This window comes from Vibrio hyugaensis, from assembly GCF_002906655.1.
Classification (GTDB): Bacteria; Pseudomonadota; Gammaproteobacteria; order Enterobacterales; family Vibrionaceae; genus Vibrio; species Vibrio hyugaensis.
Map to the genome: position 1 here is coordinate 511,834 of NZ_CP025794.1, position 18,641 is coordinate 530,474.

The 18,641-nt window shown below is 45.5% G+C and carries 15 protein-coding genes; 13 read left to right on the forward strand and 2 right to left on the reverse strand.

Annotated elements, in window-relative coordinates:
* Positions 1–137: 137 nt before the first annotated feature.
* On the reverse strand, positions 138–1,658 hold the full coding sequence (gene exaC, locus C1S74_RS03075) for an acetaldehyde dehydrogenase ExaC (protein ID WP_045401300.1): 1,521 nt from the start codon (positions 1,656–1,658) through the stop codon (positions 138–140).
* A gap of 246 nt (positions 1,659–1,904) precedes the next feature.
* Here exaC and C1S74_RS03080 point away from each other — a divergent pair, with 246 nt between their 5' ends.
* Entirely contained in the window at positions 1,905–3,668 is a 1,764-nt protein-coding gene (locus tag C1S74_RS03080; RefSeq protein ID WP_045401303.1) for a sigma-54-dependent Fis family transcriptional regulator, read from the forward strand.
* A gap of 113 nt (positions 3,669–3,781) precedes the next feature.
* On the forward strand, positions 3,782–4,798 hold the full coding sequence (locus C1S74_RS03085) for a DUF3080 domain-containing protein (RefSeq protein ID WP_045401306.1): 1,017 nt from the start codon (positions 3,782–3,784) through the stop codon (positions 4,796–4,798).
* A gap of 49 nt (positions 4,799–4,847) precedes the next feature.
* Here C1S74_RS03085 and C1S74_RS03090 read toward each other — a convergent pair whose 3' ends face one another.
* Entirely contained in the window at positions 4,848–5,690 is an 843-nt protein-coding gene (locus tag C1S74_RS03090) for a DNA ligase (protein WP_045401309.1), read from the reverse strand.
* Positions 5,691–6,006: 316 nt separating this feature from the next.
* On the opposite strand from C1S74_RS03090, the gene C1S74_RS03095 reads away from it, so the two are divergent.
* The 11 genes from C1S74_RS03095 to C1S74_RS03145 all read left to right on the forward strand — a co-directional run bounded on the left by C1S74_RS03095 (position 6,007) and on the right by C1S74_RS03145 (position 18,540).
* Complete coding sequence (locus C1S74_RS03095) at positions 6,007–6,327, forward strand: STAS domain-containing protein (protein ID WP_038872685.1); 321 nt, start codon at positions 6,007–6,009, stop codon at positions 6,325–6,327.
* A 26-nt stretch (positions 6,328–6,353) separates the two neighbouring features.
* Positions 6,354–7,202 carry an OmpA family protein gene (locus tag C1S74_RS03100; protein WP_045401312.1) on the forward strand — a complete coding sequence of 283 codons (849 nt, stop codon included), beginning with the start codon at positions 6,354–6,356 and terminating at the stop codon, positions 7,200–7,202.
* On the forward strand, positions 7,199–9,298 hold the full coding sequence (locus tag C1S74_RS03105) for an SLBB domain-containing protein (RefSeq protein ID WP_045401315.1): 2,100 nt from the start codon (positions 7,199–7,201) through the stop codon (positions 9,296–9,298). The genes C1S74_RS03100 and C1S74_RS03105 overlap by 4 nt, the downstream gene beginning before the upstream one ends.
* Positions 9,298–9,984: an AAA family ATPase gene (locus C1S74_RS03110; protein ID WP_045401318.1), complete on the forward strand. Its 687-nt coding sequence runs from the start codon at positions 9,298–9,300 to the stop codon at positions 9,982–9,984. The genes C1S74_RS03105 and C1S74_RS03110 overlap by 1 nt, the downstream gene beginning before the upstream one ends.
* A gap of 12 nt (positions 9,985–9,996) precedes the next feature.
* On the forward strand, positions 9,997–10,380 hold the full coding sequence (locus C1S74_RS03115; RefSeq protein ID WP_045401322.1) for an Hpt domain-containing protein: 384 nt from the start codon (positions 9,997–9,999) through the stop codon (positions 10,378–10,380).
* A gap of 276 nt (positions 10,381–10,656) precedes the next feature.
* Positions 10,657–12,183 (forward strand): sigma-54-dependent transcriptional regulator, encoded by a 1,527-nt coding sequence (locus C1S74_RS03120; protein WP_045401325.1) that lies wholly within the window; start codon positions 10,657–10,659, stop codon positions 12,181–12,183.
* Positions 12,158–13,231, forward strand: a complete 1,074-nt coding sequence (locus C1S74_RS03125; RefSeq protein ID WP_045401328.1) for a glycosyltransferase family 4 protein — start codon at positions 12,158–12,160, stop codon at positions 13,229–13,231. Before C1S74_RS03120 ends, C1S74_RS03125 begins: the two co-directional genes overlap by 26 nt.
* A 157-nt stretch (positions 13,232–13,388) precedes the next feature.
* Positions 13,389–14,573 carry a glycosyltransferase gene (locus C1S74_RS03130; protein WP_045401330.1) on the forward strand — a complete coding sequence of 395 codons (1,185 nt, stop codon included), beginning with the start codon at positions 13,389–13,391 and terminating at the stop codon, positions 14,571–14,573.
* A gap of 10 nt (positions 14,574–14,583) precedes the next feature.
* Entirely contained in the window at positions 14,584–15,756 is a 1,173-nt protein-coding gene (locus C1S74_RS03135; protein ID WP_045401333.1) for a glycosyltransferase, read from the forward strand.
* Positions 15,749–17,179, forward strand: a complete 1,431-nt coding sequence (locus C1S74_RS03140) for a lipopolysaccharide biosynthesis protein (protein ID WP_045401336.1) — start codon at positions 15,749–15,751, stop codon at positions 17,177–17,179. The genes C1S74_RS03135 and C1S74_RS03140 overlap by 8 nt, the downstream gene beginning before the upstream one ends.
* Entirely contained in the window at positions 17,176–18,540 is a 1,365-nt protein-coding gene (locus tag C1S74_RS03145) for an O-antigen ligase family protein (protein ID WP_045401339.1), read from the forward strand. The genes C1S74_RS03140 and C1S74_RS03145 overlap by 4 nt, the downstream gene beginning before the upstream one ends.
* Positions 18,541–18,641: the final 101 nt, after the last annotated feature.

Sequence of the window (18,641 nt, forward strand, 5' to 3'; positions counted from 1 at the left end):
AGACCCAGACTCTGGAAGGCATTGATCAGTAAGAAAATATGAATACTCTTTCACCCCACCACACAATAAACAGAACCTCGAACTGTTCGAGGCTCTGTTATTGCTGCTTTTTCTTGTTGCCTTGAAAATACCGATTTTTAAAAGAACCCTAGCGGATTAACGTCGTAGCTGATTAATAGGTTTTTCGTGTTCTGATAATGATCGAGCATCATCTTGTGAGTCTCACGGCCGATGCCTGATTTCTTGTAACCACCAAATGCCGCGTGCGCTGGATATGCGTGGTAACAGTTGATCCAAATACGCCCTGCTTCGATGTTGCGTCCCATGCGATAAGCAAGGTTCTGATCACGCGTCCATACGCCTGCCCCTAAGCCATATTCGGTATCATTGGCAATCGCTAAAGCTTCTGCTTCGTCTTTAAAAGAAGTCACAGCGATAACTGGACCAAAGATCTCTTCTTGAAAAACACGCATCTTATTGTGGCCTTGTAGAAGCGTTGGTTGGATGTAGTACCCCTGCTCCAAATCGTCTTCTTGTTTGGCGACCTCACCACCGAACACCACTTTTGCTCCTTCTTGGCGGCCGATTTCTAGGTAGCTTAGAATCTTATCGAACTGCTCTTGCGAGGCTTGAGCGCCCACCTGAGTATCAGTATCTAGTGGGTTACCTTGTTTGATGGTCTTGGCACGTTCTGCGACTTTCTCGATAAACTTGTCGTACACAGATTCATGCACCAACACACGAGATGGACAGGTACAGACTTCACCTTGGTTAAAGAACGCAAGCAGTGTCCCTTCAATGCACTTATCTAGGTATTCGTCTTCGTGATCGAACACATCAGGGAAGTAGATGTTAGGCGATTTACCGCCTAACTCAACAGTGGATGGAATGAGATTTTCTGCCGCACATTTGAGGATATGGTTACCCACCTCGGTGGAGCCAGTAAAGGCCAATTTTGCAATGCGATTGCTGGTTGCTAATGCTTGCCCAGCCTCTGAGCCAAAGCCATTCACCACATTCAATACACCCGCAGGAATCAAATCACCAATTTTTTCCATCAAAACAAGAATCGATGTTGGAGTCTGTTCCGCTGGCTTTAAAACAATACAGCAACCCGCGGCAAGGGCTGGTGCAATCTTCCAAGCCGCCATCAACATTGGGAAGTTCCATGGGATGATTTGACCAACCACACCAATTGGCTCGGGAAAGTGGTAACTTGCGGTATGTTCATCTAACTCGGCTGCACTGCCTTCTTGAGCGCGGATACAACCTGCGAAGTAGCGGAAATGGTCCACAACCAAAGGCAAGTCCGCCGCTAACGTTTCACGAACGGGTTTGCCGTTTTCCCACGTTTCAGCCACTGCGAGCTCTTCAAGGTTTTGTTCAATACGGTCTGCAATTTTCAGGAGGATGTTCGCACGTTCAGTGACACTGGTTTTCGCCCATTGCGCTCTTACGCCGTGCGCGGCATCCAATGCGAGGTTAATGTCTTCCTCACCAGAACGAGCAACCTGACAATACGCTTGGCCGTTGATTGGCGATGTATTGTCAAAATATTCGCCACCCGCCGGTTTCACCCATTCGCCACCGATGTAGTTGTCGTAATGCGATTTGAAGTTAACGATGGCATTTTCACTACCTGGCTGTGCATAGATCATAGCTCTTCCTTTTGTTCTCGTTCAGTTTTTGTTTTAAACAACCGAGTGTTTAACGCGGTCTTGTTGTAAGAACAACACTCAAGTCACATGCCAACAACGCACGTCTTGTTGTTAATTAAATGTAAAACTATGATTACCAAGCGATAACAAACCAAGTGAGTGACGTTTGAGCGGATGTATGGTGTGAACACCAGTGTTCAAGTGTTCCAAAATGGCACACCCTCACTGTGACAAAATGGTACAGTCATGGAACTTCAACACATTACCAACAACAATTGGCTTTCAACGTCTTGGGATAGAAGTGAGCAAGCCGGTTTAAAACAGCGACGTCAACCTGATGATATTCGCGTGACTTCCGCATTCCTTGAGGGCCGACGCCACCAGCTCAGCTTCTTAATCGATGCAGTCAAGCAATTCGCCCTACCTTTGTTTAATCAACTGTTCGCCCACAGCGATAGCAGACTGATATTGACTGATGCCGAAGGCGTGATCATTGGTAGCTGGGGGCAACCCAAATTCCGTGAAAAACTCACTGAGATAGCGCTCAGCTCTGGTGCTTGTTGGCAAGAAAAACTCAAAGGGACCAACGCTATTGGCACGGCATTAGTAGAGGCGAAACCCATTTCTGTGATTGGTGATCAGCACTTTATCCAGCAACATCGCTTTATTAGTTGCTCTGCCAGCCCTCTTTTCGATCATCTGGGAAATTTGATTGGTGTATTGGACATCACCAGTGAGCAGAAGAAACATGACTTTTCAACGCAGGTATTGGTTCAAAACATGGTTCAGAAAGTGGAAAATCAGCTTCTAAACCAAATCCCTCAAGGACACATTCGAGTTGATTTAGCCTGTGAGCAAGGACTACTGAATAGTGGTTGGCAAGGCATTATTATCGCCAATGAAGAAGGTCAGATACTGGCTCATAACCAAGTTGCCTCACAGCTTTTAGATCAAACCAACGTTGTTGGACGGTCATTAGCATCAATACTCGACGACTCTGCCAACAACCAATCTTTAGTATTTAAAACTCAACCACTGTCAGACAAGAAAATTCAATCTCGTTCAATTTCTGCTTCTAACGATCTTCATTACGGCGATACCAATGTCGAACATTGCTGGCAACAAGCGAATCGCATTATCGACAAAGACATTAGCTTGTTGATCCTCGGCGAAACAGGCGTAGGTAAGAATGAGTTTGTCAAAGCACTACACAAAAACAGCCAACGAAAAAATGGTCCTTTGGTATCAGTGAACTGTGGCGCACTCCCAAAAGATTTAGTCGAATCAGAGCTGTTTGGTTACGTCGCGGGCGCATTCACAGGTGCAAACAACAAAGGCTACCAGGGTAAGATTCGCCAAGCGCACAAAGGCATCTTGTTCTTAGATGAAATTGCAGACCTTCCGCTTGAAGCACAAAGCCGCTTGCTGCATGTACTCCAAGACAAGACCGTATTGCCTGTCGGCTCTAACCAGACCATCCAAGTCGATACACAAATCATCGCTGCGACACACAAGGATTTAGAACAGCTTGTTGCGATGGGTGATTTTCGCCAAGATCTTTATTACCGACTCAATGGCCTGATTGTTGAATTGCCCCGCTTTGAAGAACGCAGCGATAAACAAGCCCTGATTGAGAACATTCATCGCCGTCACTCTGAGACTGAACAAAGCATATGCCCTCACTTACTGTCGTTGATGCTGAGCTATGGTTGGCCGGGGAATCTCCGTGAGCTCGACAGCTTAATAAAAGTCTCTGCATTGATGGCACAAGGAGAACCGCAACTCGATCTCAGTCATGTTCCTAACCATTTAGCGAGGAAGCTAAGCCAAACAAACGTTGTTGGAGATGTAGGCACGTTCAAAGCGAAAGATATGCGCTCTACTGTAGAAGATAAGTTGGTGAAAACCTACCAAGCGAACCAAGGCAACATCAGCAAAACCTCCCGTATGTTAGGTTTGAGCCGCAACACGATTTATCGCAAGTTAAAAACCCTCGGCGTATTGAAATAAAGTGACTTATCAATGGGTTCTTGGAGTAAAAAATAGCGAGAGCAAACGCTGGTTTTTTGATCGTTGTAACGCCCTCGGAGGTATACGTACTAGATGATTTAAAAGGAAATGCTGTGAGAAAACGGGTCATTGCTTCGGCTGTACTACTGTCAACATCGCTGCTTAGTGGGTGTAACAAATGGTTCGCCCCAGAGAAAGCAGTGTTCGAAAAATACAATCAGCGCCTTGCGAACGTGCTGGATGTCTCTGCTTCCGATGTTAACGACCCCCCTTCTATCACCATCCCAGACAAAAGAGAACTCTTGCAAGAGTTGCCTCGTCTTTCATTAGGATTACTAGAAAGCTATCAACTCCGTCAGTGCGGTTTATTCAATTTGCTTGCAGAGAAAAACTCTCAGCTCGGTAAGATTCAAGATGCTTTTTACGATTTTGACTACCAAACCAGTTTGCTACGAACGATGAACGACTGCTTAACCCAATTTCCTTTAAGCGATGAGGAGAGCATCAAGCTCAACGGGTTGTACGACCAAAAGTGGCATCACCTCGCCGTACATCTAGACAATGTTCTGCTCACCAGTGACGCAATGCGAAAACAACTCACGGGGTCAAGTTGGCTCTCCCATGACAGCAAAGATCACGTTGCTCATGTGAGAGATGCTTTTTTGGTGTTCAATGAAATGTACCAAACGCCCTATCGCACGATCTCTCGCTTGCCAGATATCACCTTGGTGAACTATCAGGAAGAGATCGAAAAAACTCGCCTTGTCGGTCGACTCTATTACACGTTGGTTGATGCTTCTAATTGGTTACGTCATACCACACAGATACTTGAAGCGAATCAAGACCGCCTTCAATGTGGTGCGAATCGCGATTCCACACAATTTCGTTATTTGAGAAACGTCTTCCAATCGATTTACGTTGCTGAGGTACAACCATATATGGCATACCTCGACAGCACCTATCAGCAACTCGACGGCGGGATCAGCCTTATTGAGCAAAGAATGCAGGCACATGGCACTAGTTATGGTATTGAAAAAGCACATGAAGAGTTTCGCCAAGAAACAATGAAGCATGTGCAATTTTGGAAAGGCTTATTTAAGCGCTGTGGAGTGAAAGTTGGAAATCGCTAATGCTCTTTAGTTTTATGCTTGTTGGATCAAAACTCATTGCCATTCAGACTTACAGCGACATCCGTTCTCTTAGGAATCGAGCGAACCTTGGTTTGCCATTGTGAGTAAACCCGTTGTAGCGGAAGGTAACTGTAGAACCAATCCTAGGCGGAGACTTACGAACATCATCGGTAAAGCCGCTACCGATGTAAAACTCGGTACCGTCCGCTAACCTCACCAGCAATGCGCCCATCATACCTAATAAGCGGCCTGTCCCTGGCTTGTAGCCTACCACTAAGGCTTCAGCATCTTCATAACGCTTAAGCTTGAGTAAATCACTGCCTCTGCCTGCTTGGTATCGGCTTGATACCTTACGCAACATCACACCTTCACCGTCAGATTGCGAAATTCGGTCCAATTGGATAAACAAATGGTTCTCATCTTGAATCGCACGATGCTCAACATATTTAATATGAGGAGCGTCAATCGTAAACACCAAATCTTGAATGTTGTAGTAACGCTTTCGGTAATCGCCTGCAGAATAAGGCATGTCAAACACCATAAAATCGATCTGTCGCCACGCTCTTTCTACCGGCGTTTTATCTAGTACTGTTTGCTGTACAATATGAAAATTGCCTCGACCTGCCCATAACTCACCATCCAACGGGTAATCCGGTAATACCTTAACAAACCACTCCGGCGCGTAAATTCGGTTGCCATTACGTGTTACGAGGTGTTGGCCTGTCCAGTACGCTCGAATCCCATCGAGCTTCTCGCTATACCAATATTGAGAGACGTCGATACCATCTTGGTACGATTCAGCTAAAGAGACAGGTGGAAGTAAATTTGGATCAGCGTGTGGCTGAGCGGAAGCAATTACAGCGAGGGCAATCAATGTCATTCTTAATGGCATGTGGGGACCTTGTACAAAAAAGCATCTCTATTGAACCGTAACTCGATCAAATCACCTAACCCACATTTCACTTTCTACGACCCACAGCAACACCCATAAGCAAACAAATGCAAATAGACACATAAAGATCAGATCGAAATAGCATTTATAAATCATTCAATCCATTCACTTTTTTGATTCTCAAATTGAGTGCGCCTTAATTCTCAATTTAAAAATTACGAATCTAAAACAATAAACGACTGTTTTTAAATAAATTTATTATTGGCATGTTACGTGCTCTACCTCAATCAGACAGATTTTTAATGGAGAATACACTATGGAACTGCGAAAACTAGAAACCGATCAAAACACATTGACCATCGAGTTTTTTGGCGATTTAGACGCGAAAGGCTGCCGTCAAGCTCAACATCATATTGATGAGGTAATTCACAGTGATGATCACAAGGAAGTCGAAATCAACCTCAAACACGTCCAATTTCTTGATTCTTCAGGGATTGGTGCCATTGTTTATTTATATAAGCGCCTAGTTGAACGTGAACGCAGTATGATAATCGAAAACGTATCGGGACAACCCTTAGAGATAATGAGTCTGCTACGTATCAATCATGCTATTCCCGTGAATTCAAAGGGCCACTAAAAATACCGGTTAATACGGAGGTTGGCATGGTGAATCTAATACGACAAAGTGTAATGAGCAGTCTCGTTGTCGGCGTTGTTGGTTGCTCAACGTTTAACTACCCCGAGCATGGTCAGGGTGGCATGGCAGAAAGCTACCAAGATATTTCTATTGAGAATTATCAGTTTTCACCCGTTATGCCTGATGAGCCTCTTGGTCCGGAACATGGTCTTCGCTTCGATTGGCAGCTTACTAAACTGCATTTGGACGCATTGATTAAGGAAGGGGCAAGATGGTGTTTCCCTGCAGCAGTCGTTCAGGCATTGGAAAAACAAAACCGAATTGCACGTGAACTCGAAGGCGGGCTGTTGCTTGATGCCGCTAACGATATTGTGATTCAGCGTCGTCGATTGAGCCAACTAGAACAACAACTTGATTACGTACTTTCTCAAACCACGTGTACGCCACCGCAAGATATTGAAGCACTGCGCAGCGATTTAAGTATTGTCGCAAACGTCTATGATCTCCTTAACATTGATAATCAGTTTGCCGTCAATTCCGCAGAAATCAATCCAAAGTACATGGGGCACCTAGCAGAAGCGGCCTATATTCTGCGAGAGCACCCTTCTCTCTCCCTTGTTGTCACCGGCCATGCCGACGTTACTGGCGAACCTGAATACAACCAAAAACTGGCGCAAGAGCGTGCTGAGCAAGTGAAACGATACCTCAATGTATTTGGTATCACCTCAGACCGGGTCCAGACCAAATCCGTGGGCGAAACGCTCCCCCTCTACGAAGGACAAACGCCAGCGGTCCGCCTAACCAACCGACGAGTAAGCATTGAAGTACTTAATTCAAATTCAGACAGCACGACTGACATGGGAGAGATGTTATGAGAATACTCAAATCTGTTGTCACCCTTTTCTTGTTCTGTCTAATCAACATCAACGTGAGTTGGGCTGCTGAAGACGAAGTCGTCAAAGTGGGCGATTTAGTTCAAATCAACCTGCCTGGTGAAGCCTCTCTAAACAAAGGGTTCCAAGTTGATAAACGTGGCCGTATTAGTCTGCCTGAAATCGGGCCTGTGTTTGTTGCTGGGTACAATGAAGAGCAGCTCCAAAGCGTTATTATCGATAATCTTAAATCCGTTTATCGAGACGTCAATAATGCTCGCGTGTTCATCAAGCAGCAGCAATTGCTTATTTCCGTTCAAGGTTATGTGGTCAAGCCTGGCGAGTACACATTGCAAGCCGGTTCTAATATACAGATGTTTCTCTACGAAGCCGGTGGACTGCGTGCTGGTGCGCAATTAGATAAAATCATCGTCAAACGTGGCAACAAGAACATCGAATTTGACTACAAACGCTTTCTCGATACCGGTGATGACACCCAGTTACCGCAGCTCGAATCTCTGGATGTTCTCTTCGTCCCTGCTTCACCGCTCGTTGGCAACATCGAACAAGAGTTTGATGCAGCTAAACTGGCGAACTCTGGCGACAGCGCTGATGCTTCCAAAGCAATCAAAGTGTTTGGAGAGGTAAACGCGCCGGGTTCATTTACTTACAAACCTAATACAACGCTTGTCGATGTCGTCATGCGAGCTGGAGGTGTCACTCGCTACGCTAGCGTCGAACAAATCCGTGTGATCACAAATAACACGCCTAGCCTGTTCAATTTGAAACGTTATTTAGATACGGGCGACCAAAGCCTGTTACCTGAGATTTTGCCTGGAGCAACCATCTTTGTTCCTAAGCAAGAGGAGGAAATAAAAGCGGGTTCAAACGTCGTTTATGTGATGGGCGAAGTGGATAACCCTGGCGCTTTCGAAGGCAAGAAAGGCGCGACATTTATGGACATTTTAGCTAACGCAGGTGGCCCAACTCGCTACGCAGAGTCACGTCAGATTCGAGTTCTTAAGGCGAACGGCCAAGTCATCAAGTTTGATTTAACGGCGCATACCGAAGGGCTAACATCAATAAAGCCGCCGAAAATTGAATCTGGTGACGCAATATTCGTCCCTGAAAAGACGGACATGAATGAAAAATCATGGCTCAAAGTGGCTCCAAACCGTGCCGTTGCCGTTATGGGTGAGGTTGTTCGTCCTGGACGTATCGAATGGTCAGATGAAATGGACTTGATTGACTTACTGGCTCATGTAGGAGGCCCAACTCGTCGAGCGGACACCAGTAAAATTGAGGTAGCAAACAACGGGAAAATGGCGAAGTTTGACCTAGACAAGTTCATCTTAGATGGTTCACCAAATTCAAAGCTTCCAAATGTGAGTGCGGGTACGGTGGTCAGGGTTCATGCATTGCCCGATGACCCGTCGGACAACAAATCACAATGGGTGAGTCAGAGCTCAGATGCCTCTATCTATGTCTTTGGTCAAATCAACTCTCCTGGTCGCTATCGTTTTACCAACGAGATGCACTTCCTTGATATTCTTTCTGCGGCGGACGGTCCAACCAAAGACGCCGATATTCATAATATTCGGGTGACGCATCGTGGCCTTGGTTACGCCAAAGTCAGTAAACTGAATCTTTCGATGTATTTTGAAACCGGCGACGAAAACATCCTACCGAATGTTCGACCGGGCGATACCATCTACATACCTGAAAAGAACAAGAACTGGCTCGACCGCTCGAAAGAATCTACAGTGCGAGTTCTGGGTGAAGTAAGAGACCCCGGGCGTTACGTCTTCAATGACAATATGACTATCCTCGATTTACTGGCTGAAGCCGGAGGCCCGAGTGACAACGCTTACGTAGAGAAAATTAGCGTGGTCAATATGTCTTGTTGCCAAGGGCAAGCCCGTACCTTCGACTTAACTGAATTCAGTAAAACCGCCAACATTTACGACCTTCCGGTTATTCGAGCCGGCGACACTATCTATATTCCACACAAAGATGAAAGTTTTGCGGAGAAAGCGCGAGCTGGTTTGCGAGACCTTCTGCAAATCACCACCACCATTGTGTTAATAGGAGCGCTGTAATGACTATTCCTGCGACTCATGCTGAAATCGAGCAAATTTACTTATTGGGCGAATTAAAAGGCCACCGATCTTTGTGCGTCGTCGCTTGTCAATCAGAAGACGGGGTGACATCCGTGGCTTCAGCACTCGCTGAACGCTTGATTCTCGCAGGACATAACACGTTGTACGTGGATTTGAACTTGTTTAAACCTGCGTACAATACCGTGCATCAATTCTCTAGCCAAGAAGGCGTCGGGCAACTCATCGCGAGAGAAGAAGATCATCAAACGTTAGTGGGCTTAACCGTCCCTTCAATGGCGAGCACACAACTCGCGTATCGTGACCCAACCATGCTCAAAAAAGCCATAGACGATTGGTTAGAACAATACGACCGTGTCGTCATCGATACCTCCCCCTTGTTGAGCTTAAATCGAAATAATATTCCTGCTCAAGTTGTCGCAGGCGTCTGTGATGCCAGTATATTAATAGCCAGTTATGGATCGACTACCACCACACAGATTGACCAAGCCAAAAAACTACTGGAGAGCAGTAACGCGAACCTACTCGGCGCTGTGCTGAACATGAAACACAATGCTGGTTTAAAAGACGAATTGCTTCGTCAGGTAAAAAAAATGCGCTTTATGCCAGAAAAGCTAAAAGCAAAAATATCAGAACAAATTAGAAACAGTGAGTTATTTACATTATAGGGAGCGCATCCAATGAGCAATTACACAAACGTGGCCATAGAGCCGGAACTGGTCGACGAATTGATTCTTCAGCAAATGATCAAAGATACGTGCGCCGAGATAATGCCCACGCTCATTGAGCACTACATTGAAGAATCTCGCGAACGTGTAGAAAAGATCAAGCAAGCCTTAGAGACCAGCAATATCGATACCCTGGAGTTTGAGGTGCACACACTAGGCAGCTCCGCTCTAGCACTTGGAAATCGTCCCCTTTCTCGGCATGCACGAACCATAGAGAAACACTGTGTTGAAGGTGAAACTCAACAAGCCCTACTTCTATGCCAATCATTACCAGAACTCGCCGAAAATTCATTTGTTGCTTTGAATCAGAGAAAAGAACAAGGATTTGAGGATTAGCGTGTATACGCAAATGACTTCAACATACTTGGATATATTGAGTTATTTAATTAGCTAAAAAATAAAGAATTTTCTGCAAGACTCCCAACCTGTGCTAATACTTAAATATAAAGATTCTCAAAATGAGAATAGAAAAGAAGCTATCTGCTTGAGAGTACGACAACTATTCATTCTCACGAACTGACTCCCCAGCAGATAACGCATCGTTAGAGCAAAGACAGCGTTAGAACTGATTCTACGTTAGAACAGAAAACGAATAAAAGTTGGGAAAGGACTATGAGACCAAGGGTGTTATTGGTAGAGGACTCTACCTCACTAGCCATACTTTACAAACAGTATGTCAAGGACGAGCCTTACGACATCTTTCACGTTGAAACTGGGCGTGAGGCAATCCAATTCATTGAGAGAAGCAAACCACAACTTATAATTCTTGATTTAAAATTGCCTGACATGTCCGGGGAAGACGTGCTGGATTGGATCAATGAAAACGAAATCCCAACATCAGTGATCATCGCGACCGCACACGGTAGCGTTGATATTGCCGTCGGCTTGATTCAAAAAGGCGCAGAAGACTTCCTTGAAAAGCCCATCAACGCAGACCGACTAAAAACTTCCGTTGCGCTCCATCTCAAGCGTGCCAAGTTAGAGAACCTGGTCGAGAACATTCAATCCACCTTCGACCGACACAATTACCACGGATTCATCGGTTCTAGTCTACCGATGCAAGCCGTTTACAAAACCATTGATGCTGTTGCTTCAACGACTGCGAGCGTATTTATCGTTGGCGAAAGTGGTACGGGTAAAGAAGTCTGTGCCGAAGCGATACATCGTCAAAGTGATCGTCGCAACAAACCTTTTATTGCCATTAACTGTGGCGCAATTCCTCGAGACTTAATGGAGAGCGAAATTTTTGGTCACGTCAAAGGGGCGTTTACCGGTGCGACGACTGACCGTAAAGGTGCAGCCACCGTTGCTCATGGTGGCACGCTCTTCCTCGACGAACTGTGTGAAATGGAATTGGAGATGCAGAAAAAACTGCTGCGCTTCCTACAAACTGGCACATACACGCCGCTCGGTGCAACTAAAGAGATGAAGGTTGATGTTCGCATCATTTGTGCAACTAACCGCGACCCTCTGACCGAAGTGGAAGAAGGCCGCTTCCGAGAAGATTTATACTATCGCGTCCATGTTGTGCCAATCGATATGCCTCCGCTTAGAGAACGAGGTAGTGACATTGTCACGCTCGCTAAGCACTTCCTGACCGTTTACTCCAAGCAGGACAAGAAGAAGTTCAACAATATCGACAACGAAGCGCAGTACGTGATTAAACATTACGATTGGCCAGGCAACGTCCGCCAATTACAAAACATCATTCGTAACATCGTGGTGTTGAATAATGAAGACAAAGTGACCTTGGCCCACTTACCAGCTCAATTGACTCGTAAGCCATCAAAAGCCCGCACAGTAGCTCAACCCGTGGAATTAACCCCTGCAATTGTATCTGAGCCATCGCCAACACAATCCATTGAAAACATCGCTACCGAAATGCCGATGCAAGAATCCGTCATCGTACCAGAGCCAGTTCCGATGAGTGCGTCTGCACAAGTGGCTTCACCGTACTTTAATTCGGACGGTACGATTCGCCCAATGTGGAAAGTGGAACGCGAAGCGATACAAAATGCGATTGCCTACTGTGACGGCAACGTACTTAACGCCGCAGTGATGTTAGAGCTGAGCCCTTCTACGGTTTACCGTAAAAAACAAGCGTGGGAAGCAGATGAGGCTAATCTCGAACAATCATGATATACCCATCGCGGGCGAGGTTTGGATTCTACTCGACAGCCGCATCTTTGGCGGCATAGAAAGTCACGTCCTTGAGCTCGCCAGAGGATTACAGGCGTTCCATGTGTACGTTAGAGTGGTGTTGGTGGTTGAATACCATCCACCTGCGCCGCTTATTTCGAAGTTGAGTCATTCCGATATTCCTGTTAGCTACTTACATCAGCTTTGCCCCAAAGGTAACGACTCACATTCATCCATTGCCGTAAAACAAATCACAAGTGCTGTCGCGGAACATCAACCTAGCGTCATTCATACTCACGGTTACAAAGCCGCGTTACTTGCCCGTAGCGCGGAGCTGTTTACGCGGACCTTCCCTCGCCTTATATCGACCTACCACGCAGGAGAAACTCCGACCGGAATAGTTTGGCTTTACGATTGGCTTGATCGTTACAGTGGCCGTCTATCGGACCATTGCTTTGCGGTCAGCCAAAGTATTCAGAACAAGCTGCCCATCAAAGCAGAACTATTGAATAACTTTGTATCGCTTCCAGAACTTAACAGCAACTACAAAGAAATCGCGTTTGTGGGTCGATTGAGCCATGAAAAGGGCGCGGATCGCTTTATCGACATAGCAAAGCATTTACCTGACCGCCAGTTCTCGATTTATGGCGACGGTCCAGAAAGAGAAACACTTTCCCAACAAGCACCAAAAAATGTCGTGTTTCATGGTCATCAAAGCAATATGAACGAGGTATGGAACAATATCGGCGTATTGATCATATCTTCTCGTTATGAAGGCCTTCCAATGGCAGCATTAGAGGCAATGTCGCGTGGAATTGTCGTATTTACCCTAAACGTTGGCCGTATGTCAGACCTTATCGAGGACGGCAACAATGGGTTTATTGCTCAAGACATTCTCAATTTGATAGAAAAGCTCAACCATTGGATAACCATGAGCGTCTATACTCAATCTCTTATTCGCAAAAAGGCCATTAAGACCATCTCTGAGCAATATTCTTCGCAAAGCGTCATTCCTATTTTGATTGAACGCTATCAAATTGAGAGTTAATCTTGATGCATATGCATTCTCATTATGATAAAGAATCGTCACCCCTCTACCTTACATCCATTTTGTCCTTATGAATCAGTGAGTTAAATAATTAACAAAGTTTGGCATCTCGGTTGCAATACCCCATTAAACAAATGGGCAAACCGAGGTGACGACGATGACTACTCCAAAACGCATTCTTTATGTTCATTATGGCGACAACTGGATTCGCCACAGCGAAGTCGTATTGCTTGACCTTTTGTCTCGCATTGATCGTGACCAATTCCAACCTTATGTATGGACAAATTGTGAGCCTTTGATTGAGAAATGCCATGAAATGGGCATCGAAACTCAATATTCCGCCTTCAAATTAGTTGGTGGGTGGAGTACACATCGTTGGGACATCAGCGCTTGGAACCGCCTTATCAAGCAAGGTTCTGAGCTTATCGACAAGCACAATATTGACCTAGTCCACGTCAACAATGGCGCAACTTGTCAGTGGATGTGTTTGGCAGCGAGAATGAACCATGTTCCGTTGGTTACACAACTGCATTGTCATTACGGCGTCCGCGCTCGATTTTCACTTGATATACACATGTCGCCAAAACTGATTTGTGTTAGCCAAGGCATGGGGCAAGAGCTGATTCGAGATGGCTATCCGGAAGAAAACTTACATGTGGTGCACAATGGCGTCTCATTAGATCGAAGTGAAAAATCGGTTGATGTGAAAGACTATCTTGGTATCCCAAAGAACGCATTCACATTCCTATCTGTCGGCTCTCTGATTAAAAGTAAAGGTTTTGATCGTCTGATTCGCGCTATTCATATGCACAATTATCATCAGAATAATCCGCACCTTGTCATTGTTGGGGATGGCGAAGAGAGAGAGTCATTAAAACAACTCACATTGGATTTAGGTGTTGAAGACCGGGTACATTTTGTTGGACAACAGAATAACAAAGACGCATGGATGACGGGGAACGTCGATGCCTTCATCAGTGGTGTTTACGAAGAAGACTATGGTTTGGCGGTCGGGGAAGCAGCGTTAGCAAAACTGCCTATCGTGGCACCAAAAATCGGTGTCATTCCTGAGTTGGTCGAACACAATCACAGCGCTCTGCTTTATCCAAATCATGGCATGGCCGGCCTGCTCAACTCAATGCAGCGCATGCTTAATGACGCGCCACTGCGCAATCAACTCGTTCACAATGCCTATCAATACGCGACACAACACCTCACTATTTCCGCTTCAGTGAACGCTTTAGAGTCAATTTATCATAGTGAACTGGCACAAGAGCCTGCGCTTTCAATACCTCCTTCGCACAGCAAGAAACCAATGCCTCATTGGCTAAAGCACAACTGAGGAGCGGCTCATGAAACACGTACTGATGTTGGATACCAACCCTCTACAAAGCGGATCTAAAGTAGCAAATGCTGAGCTATTAAAACAATGTAATCAACGCGATGTGGTCGGCTATGTCGCGACCACTCATCCAGAACACTGGAATAAGTTACTGGGAGATAACGAACGCATTCAAGTAGTTAAGATCCCTTGCTCTCCGGTTACCTCCCAAAACGGACTGGCTTATTGGGTTATGAGCTTCTTTTACCTTTTCCAGTTGCTATTCGTCTTGATCAGATTGCCTAAGGTTGACTGGCTCCTCGGTCTCTCTAATCCAAACAACGATATGCCTTTGTACTTATTACGCCTATTGAATCGAAGACCAGTGGTTCAAATTGTCAGCCAATCCGTGGGTAAATCAAGATCTGCTGGCTACTGCCTTGTGAAAGCAACCAGCATTTATTACTTGGCAAATTGCCGCGAATCCATGATTCACGCGCTGCAAGCTTATCTAAACCTGCCCACCGCTGCGGTTAGACGTTACTGGACGACCTTAAACACCTCATCATTCGTTAACGGTCTTTCTTCAGAGCGTTGGCCAAAGCAAGCGAACCCAATGTCTTCTCGCGTGTTTTGGGCAGCGACTCTCCTAAAACGCAAAAACGTCAATTTGCTTTTAGAGGCGATTCAGTTAGAAAACGGCATAAACCTCAAAACAACCGTGTGTTACATCCAACCAAACCTGATTAATGATGAAGGCTTATCCCCTGATTTCACAGCAAAAGGCGTCGATTGGTACGAGTCCCCAGAGAATTTAGATGACCTTAGAGCACAATGTGGTGTGTTTGTTGCAACAGCAGAGAATGAGCCGTTTGGTCTTGCAATACTGGAATCGTTAGCCGCAGGAATGTGTGTAGTGATTCCACATGATGACAGCTACTGGGATCGCATTCTTACTGATGGAAAAAACTGCATCAAGTACACACCAAACGACGCGGCTTCGCTGCACAACGCGATTCGCTTACTCAATGAGTCTCCTTGGTTGAAGGTGACAATGGGAATAGAAGCGCTAAATGTCGCTCGACTTTACACTGCTGAACGTTGTTATTTCCCAATTACTCAGCACTTGTGCGCAGGGCCAGAACAACAAAACGAATCCAGCGCGAAAAAGCGCAACAACGTCAAAGGATATGACCATGTCTAGAGCAATGACCAACATGTCACTCTTTGCCATTGCACTGGTGATCAATAAAAGCATTAGCTTGATTATGCTGCCAATACTCCCGCAGTATTTGACGCCAGAGCAAATCGGTAAAATGGAGATCATTGCCTCTGTTGGTATCGTGATTGCGTTAACCATTAGTTTGGCCTTGCATGAAGCATTAAACCGCTTTGCAGGTGTGGAAGATGATCCGCACAAAAGAAAATCCTTACTTAACCAAATCTACTCCCTTTCTCTTCTTATCTCGATTCCTGTCGCTTTGATACTGACTGCGGTAATAAGGTTCACTCCTACTCCTGAACCTTTTACCAAGATCGAATGGATGGTTGCCTTAGTCGCCATCGCCTTAGAAGGTGCAATAGCCATCGGGACCGCATGGCTGAGACTGCAAGATGACAAAGCCAAAACCTTGTTAAGCATCATGGTGACAACCACAGCACTTCAGGCTGCTTTTATTATCATTGCGCTTCAATTTAGCCAAACGGTGTTGTCTGTTTTACTTGGTGGATTGATCGCAGCCTTGGCACAGTTGGTCTGGTTGCACGTGACCAATCGCTACCAATTGGTTCTGCCGAGTTTTATCTCATCAAAGCAATTCTTCAAGTACTGCTACCCCATCATGTGTTCAGGCTTAATCATGTTTTGTTTAAACGGCGCGGAGCGTTGGTTTATTGGGGCGAATGCATCGTTAGCAACGCTTGGGGTTTATACCATTGCATTTAAGTTCGCAATTGGCATGTGCTTTTTGGCGCAACCGTTCGCAATGTGGTGGTCGCCAAGACGCTTCTCGATTTTAGAAAAAAAAGGCTCCAACGAAGCAACACGAATCACTCACCTAGGAATGATTTACCTGACTTTTTTAACCGTGGTAGTTGGTTCCATGGCCGTAATTATCATCAATAATTTCTTGCCTGAAGCGTACCGAGAAGCGTCACTTTACGTGCTGTTTCTTCTGCCGATAGCATTACTCAAAGAGTGGAGTGAATTACTGTGCATTAGCATTCTTTATAAACGAAAGACCCACTGGTTAATGGGCATTAATGCGATACCGGCAGCGATTGGTCTTGCGATGCTGTTTAGCTTGTCTTCTTTGGGCATCTACGGCGTATTCATCGCGCTTTACTACGCTCAGCTTTGTCGATTGGCGTTAACCTTTAGCGTCGGCCAGCAATGCATGAAGCTTCCTTTCCATCTGAGTTTGATGGTCACACTGCATATCCTTGCTGGAGCAACGTTATTCTTGGTTCATTCAGCCAACTCAATCCCACTCATCATGTTGGTGTGTTTTACAAGCTGCATACTCATCGCAACCATTGCCTTTCGTTACCTTGATTCACAGGCTAAAAGCGGCATACATCACTTGTGGTTAAAGTGGCGCGGCCAAATGAAGAGAACACCACTATGAACCCAGCAGAATTAAGAATGAAGCAATCCATCATCGCCATAACGTTCACTATGTGTGTCGCGTTATTGTGGTTGGTGATGCCTAGTCCAATTCTGATCCTAGTGCTGTGTTTTGCGCCATTGGCCATTTTATTTGTTCTTAACCAGACCTTTTGGTTTGTTACTCTGTTTGTGATCTTCTCTTTCTTTCGAATTCACGAAACTTTCCCGGTGATTTACAGCTTCAAAATTCCCTTATTGCTTTCGCTTGGTGCCCTCATGGCGTTGTCTTACCATTTGTTTATCAGCCGCCAAATCATTGCGTTTTGGCACCCTTGTTTAAAATGGTTATCGATATTTTGGGTACTGGTTACGCTCGGTGTGGCGTTTGCTTCGAATCGCCCCGTTGCGATTGAGGAATTCACCAGTGTTTATTGGAAAATCATTGTGATGACACTTGCGATTACTTGGCTAATCACCACGCCAAAACAAGTTGCTCAAATGTCTAAAGCTATCATGTTGGCGGGCTTGCTGGTCGGTTTAACTGCGCTTTATAACGCCAACAATGACATTGGATTAGTCGAAGGCTCACGCGTCACCATCAGCCGCGATTTAGGCTCAGTACTTGGCGACCCAAATGATCTATCTTTGGTACTCATGTTCCCGCTTGCATTTACCGTCAGCCAATTGCTAGAGAAACGGGCTAGCCTCACGCTTCGCCTATTCGCATTAATCACCTGTCTTGTATTGTTCTCCGCGATTTTAGAAACACAAAGCCGTGGCGGCCTACTTGGTGCGCTTTCTGTCTTTGCGTATTTCGCGTTTAAACACATTAAAAGCAAGGCACTTGTTGTCTCACTTGGATTAGTCGGCGCACTCGTGCTCTATGCCGTTGCTGGGATTTCTGGTCGTTCTTCTGGCGGTGCCGCGGAAGAAGGGATAGATGAATCCGCAATGGGACGAATTTATGCATGGGAAGCCGCAATAAAGATGGCGCTAGAAAATCCATTCACTGGTATCGGGATCGACAATTTCTACAATAACTACTTCTTCTACAGTTCCCATTGGGACGGGCTCAATCACGCCGTACACAGTACTTGGTTTGGTGTGCTTGCAGAAACAGGGTTTGTTGGCCTGTTTGTATTTATCGCACTCATTGTGTCTTTGATTCGGACCTCACGTGCGACAATCCGACTTCTGACACCCACCAGCGACCATACATTATCCATTGGAGCAAACGCGGTATTAGGTGGACTTATCGGTACGATTGTTTCTGGTACTTTCCTAACGCAAGGGTTTACTTGGCCGATTTATATTCTTGCTGCGCTCACCATTGTGATACATCGTATTGTTCAATCTGATTGTCAAAATGAGAAATCTTAGAGCTTCGTTATCTCATCTATCCTAACTCAATGTTTATATTGAATTTTTTTCCTTGGCACGTATTGTGATAACTCTACTTATTAGAACAATCATAAAGTTGG